At 58.5% G+C, this 5,267-nt stretch carries 5 protein-coding genes; 1 reads left to right on the top strand and 4 read right to left on the bottom strand.

Annotated features, from left to right (window positions below):
- Positions 1-104: 104 nt before the first annotated feature.
- The 4 genes from L0H65_RS13790 to L0H65_RS13775 all read right to left on the bottom strand — a co-directional run bounded on the left by L0H65_RS13790 (position 105) and on the right by L0H65_RS13775 (position 3,046).
- Positions 105-746, bottom strand: a complete 642-nt coding sequence (locus tag L0H65_RS13790; protein WP_301459627.1) for a TetR/AcrR family transcriptional regulator — start codon at positions 744-746, stop codon at positions 105-107.
- A gap of 219 nt (positions 747-965) precedes the next feature.
- Positions 966-1,262, bottom strand: a complete 297-nt coding sequence (locus tag L0H65_RS13785) for a hypothetical protein (protein WP_301459626.1) — start codon at positions 1,260-1,262, stop codon at positions 966-968.
- 212 nt (positions 1,263-1,474) lie between these two features.
- Positions 1,475-2,089: a TetR/AcrR family transcriptional regulator gene (locus L0H65_RS13780; RefSeq protein ID WP_301459625.1), complete on the bottom strand. Its 615-nt coding sequence runs from the start codon at positions 2,087-2,089 to the stop codon at positions 1,475-1,477.
- A gap of 111 nt (positions 2,090-2,200) precedes the next feature.
- Positions 2,201-3,046 carry an efflux RND transporter periplasmic adaptor subunit gene (locus tag L0H65_RS13775; RefSeq protein WP_301459624.1) on the bottom strand — a complete coding sequence of 282 codons (846 nt, stop codon included), beginning with the start codon at positions 3,044-3,046 and terminating at the stop codon, positions 2,201-2,203.
- Between the two features lie 214 nt (positions 3,047-3,260).
- Here L0H65_RS13775 and L0H65_RS13770 point away from each other — a divergent pair.
- Positions 3,261-5,267: LEPR-XLL domain-containing protein (locus L0H65_RS13770; RefSeq protein WP_301459623.1), on the top strand; the 2,007-nt coding region annotated here is incomplete at its 3' end.

Raw genomic sequence — 5,267 nt, 5'->3', positions numbered from 1 at the left:
GACTTCTTCAAGCGCCCAGCGAACGCGCATGTCGCGCGCCAAACCCCTGCCGCCATCGGGCGAATGTTCGAACGCGGTGATCGTGAGCGGCTTGGAGGCTGACATCATGGTTTTATGTCCTTTTCATCGAAGCCAGGTGGCTTTGGTGGAAACAGCAACTTCAGATAGCGCGCCAGATGATCCACGCTGTCCGCGGCGATTTCGGCGCTCCCTGTCGCCTTGGCGAGGATAAACGCACCTTGGAGGACGGCCTGCGTATGCAGCGCCAGTGATTTCGCGGTCCAGTCGGGTTGCAAGGAATGCGCGCGCATCGCCGCGTCTATATCTGCCTCCAGCGTTGCGGCATGGCCGCTGATACTGCGTTCGCAGGCGTCGCGGATGGCAGGGGCGGTTTCATAGGTTTCCTGTACCATGGTGCCGACGAGGCAGGTGAACTCCGGAACACCGCCTTGCAGTATTGCCTTGCGGAAGGCGACATAACCCAGAACCCTGTCGAGCGGATCAGCAAGGTCGTGATAGGGGGCGGCTGCGAAAAATGCGCCCGTCATCTCTGACCAATGCTCCGCCGCCGCAACGCCAAGGGCATCCTTGCTGCTGAAGTGATGGAAGAACGCGCCTTTCGTGACGCCCGCCGCGGTACAAAGCTGCTCAACAGTCGTGGCAGAATACCCCTTGGAGCGAATGACCGACATCGCCGCATCCAGCAACTTGGCTTTTGCATCTGGTTTTGCTGCGGGCGCGGGCATGGGAATCTCCTTTCATACAACATACCGACCGGTTGGTACTTTGTCAATCAACAATGCCATGTCAGGGAGTGATGCGTGTCGATACGCCTGTGAAAAGGTATATCCCGATGCCAGAGGATTGTTTCAGGCGAGTGGCGGAGACAATTCAGCCCGGATTGCTACAGGTTGCGAAATGTTCCTGCCACAATCGGCGTTCTGCTGTAAGCAACCGCGAATGTTTCACTTGTTCCCGTCAATCCATTTTGACATCAGCCCCTTGTCGCGAAAGCATTCATCGGGCACGGAGCGACGCTTGATCCGCGCCAACCGCTCGGCAAAGGCAACCTGCTTTGAACTCGGCAAACTATCCAATGCAGATACGGGTTTCATCTGCGCCTGACTGTCGATCCAAGTGCTCAGCGAACGACGGTCCTGCTGGACATCCCAAGGCAGGAGCGTCCGGTTTCTCAACGCCAGTGACTTGGCGTAGGAAATCTGGCGCGGAGTTGCGGGCAGGACAAAGGTGCTGGCTTCCATGGGAAATCTCCCTTGATGCGTTGGAATCCAATATAGAACATAAAGAGAACATAATCAAGCCGCCCGCTTCGGGTAACCGAAAAATGGATGGCCACACAGGGCATACGCTGCCGCCGCTATCAGCCGAAAGCGCGTTTTGCATTAGCCTTGAATCGAAATTGGTTGCGCCCCCATCCGGGCGCTACGCCGCGTAGCTCGGCATATGCCGGACCTCAGGCGTCGGGATCGACGTAGTTGGCTTTGTAGGACGCAATAATTCGGTCCATTGCTTCGCGCGCGATGCGGTTGTGCTTGCTCGAAAAGCCGAGGGACGCAACCATTTTCCAATGCCCATACATCAGCGTCACGAACAGATATCCGATTTCCTGACAGGCGCGTTGTGGCATGTCGGGATTGCTGATCTGGACTTCGTGCCAGATGGTGAAATGCAGCAGGCTGTATTGCTCTTTCAGGTTGCCGCGGATTTCGGGACTGCCCGCCGCGAGCGAAAACATGGCATCATACACGGCGTCATCCTCGGGTTTCTTCAGGCCGCGGCCCTCCAGAAACCCGAAGTAGAAATCAAGGAAAACCTGCAACCGCTCCGTCGAGGCGGCTTCGATGATGCCTTTCATCATCAAATTGCGGTAAGCGGCGGCGAGGCTGTCACACAAACCGACCATCATCGAGGTCTGGTCCGGAAAGTAATGCCGGATTAATTGCCGGGAAATCCCGGCCTCCTTCGCGATCAGGTCATAGGGCGGCATTGGCAGCCCCTCACGCGCGAGGACACGGAATGCGGCTTCTAGGATTTCTGGCCGTCTGATGTCGGCGGCGGTTTTGGACATGACGGTCTCTGGATTGAAGGCGCATTGATCGTGACGGGCAGAACAGCGCAATTCCGCGCAAGATTCCAGCCTCAAAACGCGCAGCAGCCCGAATGCCAGCACAAACCCGCCTCAACCCGGTTTTGCGGGTTGCGTCAGCCGGCAGCTTTGCCCGGCCAGGATTGTTCCATCCGGGTTGGGCAGGGCGAGCCGGATGCCGAATGTGCCAGTCGCCGGGTCCAGAATCGGATCGGCAAGATCCAGTGTCGCCGTCACGGTTTCCCCGCTTTCAAGATCGACATGCCACTGGCCTTCGGGAAGGATCGCGCTGCGTGATGCGGCGGGCAACCACGCCTCGATGACCAGCGGATTGATGCGGGCGATGACAAAAATCGGCCCTTGTTCATTGTAAAGCTCACCGACCGACATCACCCGTTCGACGATCACGCCGTCAAAAGGCGCACGGATGCGCTTGCGCTCCAATGCCGCCTTTGCCGCTGCCAGTTGCACCCCGGCGATTCCTGCGTTCAGTCCGGCTTCTTCCTCCTCCAACCGGGCGGTGCGCGCTTCAAGCAAGGCGTGTTCATATTCGTCATGCTTGACCAGCTTCTTTTCCGATAGCTGCCCAAGCCGCTCGACGCTGATTTCCGCAGTTTCGGCCTTGGCTTGCGCAAGTCGCACCGCCACATCATTTTCGAATCGCAGATTTGCCAGGGCGATCTCGTTCTCCTCGGCGGAAGCTTCGAGTTCTGCCAATATATCCCCTTTTTGCACCCTGTCTGCCCGGTCTGCAGTGATCCGGGCAATGACGCCGCGTGCCGAAGCACCGAGTTTGGCGATTTCCTTGGGCTTTACCAGACATTCAACGATTTCAAAGGACTGTGCCGAATTGGCCGTTACCAGCAGAAACGCCAGTGTAACCGCAGACAGTCGCCGCAGATTGCTCCGCACTTCGCTCTTGACGTAACGTAAATCCACCGAGCGCCCTGAGAATATTATTTTCATTATGAAAATTATGGTGCTATGGTTACAGTATTAATGCAAGCCCCTCGTAAGGCTTGATGCTGCTGTTGTCCGGCTTCAGGATGGTGTGGTCCTGCGCCGGGGTTTTGAATGTTTCGATTTTCGGAGGTGAGGGGGCAGCTTCTGGGCGGTCCCCGTATATTCTATCAGGCCGGGGTGTGCCAAGGATATGAAACAAACCAAGTCTGGATTTCCGCGAGAGGCGTCAGGTCTGAAACGAAGTGCCGGGGGGGCAGGGGACAGGCGGCGTGGTGCAGGTGCGGAGTTGCTGAAAGGCACTGTCTCCCGCCGGGTTCTGATGGAAGCGCTGGAACCGCGCCTGTTGCTTTCCGCCGATCTGTTTCCGATCATCGGGGCGATTTCCGCGCCAGGTGATCAGGATAATTACCGCATAACGATTTCAGAACCGACACGGGTGTCCTTCGACTCCCTCAGCCCGGCAGAGTTGAACTGGCGGCTGAGCGGGGCAGACACGCCCGATATCACCGGGCGCATGGACCGGGATGCCGGGTATTACCGCAGCCAGCCCGCGGTCGCGGATCTGGTGCGCGGCACATATACGCTCAGCGTCTTTGGCGCAGGTGCGCAGACCGGCGAATACCGGTTTGAAATGCACGACCTTTCGGCGGCGGCTGTTCTGCCGCTGAACAGTGATCATCACGTTACGCTGCCGAAGGGCAATGAAACGCGGGAGCTTACGTTCGATGCGCGGGAAGGCGACCGCTTCGCGCTCGGCGTCACGACTTCCGGGACTCGCTATGAAGGTGGCATCGCACTTGTCGCACCGTCCGGTACGGTGTTGCAGAACAACGATCTGAGCAGCTTCAACCGGACCCTGACCGAAACCGGGACCTATACGCTGCTGATCGAAGGCAACCCGACAAACACCGTGCCGGTTGACCTGACGCTACACATGACGCTCGGGCAGGTAGAGGCGACTGCCTACACGCTTGGTTCGACCAAAACTGCCACGTTTGACACAATCGGCGAAACCCATGTGTACGAGTTCACGCTTGCCAGCAACAGCCGCGTGGAGGTGACCGGGACGCGCGACGCCGCGATTTATCCCTATTGGTTCATCCAATCGCCCAATGGGGCGGCAAACGCACAAGCCGCGCTGAGTGCGACGCCGGTAGTGTTGGATCTGGTCGCCGGACGCTACACGCTGGTTGCGACCGACACCAACAATTCGGTGGGAAGCTACAGTTTCAAGATCCAGCAAAACGGCACATTCGCCGGCGCGGTTGTGGACCGCACGGTGCACACCGCAGTCATCGGGGATGTCCTGTCGGGTACGTTGGCGGCGGGGCAGGAGCATCGCTATGATTTCACCGTCACAGCCGACACCGCCTTCGCAATGGAACTGCTGGACGATCTGCCCGCTACCATGAGTTGGGCTTTGGAAGGGGTGGCAGGCCGTGTCCTCGCCTCCAGTTCCAGCAACCGCTATGCCTCCTACATCGCGCGGGAGGATCTGGCACCCGGACGCTATTCCGTAGTGATCCGGGGCACCAACGCAACCGTCGCGCCGGGGGCTTACCGGATGCGGTTGCGCAACAGCGATGCCGGGCAAATTCCGCTGGTTCTTGGCACGGATACCACGACCTCGCTGGATGCGGATCACGGCTTGGCAGTCTATTCGGTCAACCTGCAATCCGGTCAGCGCCTCGTCTTTGACACGTTGACGCAAACCGGTGGTGCCAATTATGACCTGACCTTCCGGCTGTTTTCCGCTGACCGGATGAAAAGCTGGGATTTCACCAAAGGGATTAACGATATTGCCACCCTGGTAGCACCGTATGACGGCACCTACCTGCTCGAAGTCAATCGAAGCGCATATGCGACTGCCGAAACCTCGTGGAATCTGAGCCTGTCACCGGTTGCCACGCAGACGGTCGCACTTGATACGCCGTTCATCGTGGATATCGACCGCCCAGGGCGCGCGATTGACGCGGTTTTCACGCTGGCGCAAGCCACCACGATCCAGATCGGATCGCCGGAAATTGGCACCGGGAACTATTACCTGCGCTATGACCTGATTGGACCGGAAGGTGTGATCAAGGCCAGCACCGCAGTCGACGCAACTATGGACGTACAGCGTTTCGTTCTTCCCGCCGGGCAATACCGCCTGCGCCTGACCCGGCTTTATGGCGGCACAGCGCAAAGCACGCTTGTC

This window comes from Pseudorhodobacter sp., from assembly GCF_030452865.1.
Lineage (GTDB): Bacteria > Pseudomonadota > Alphaproteobacteria > Rhodobacterales > Rhodobacteraceae > Pseudorhodobacter.
This window is presented reverse-complemented; position numbering and strand designations above follow the sequence as displayed.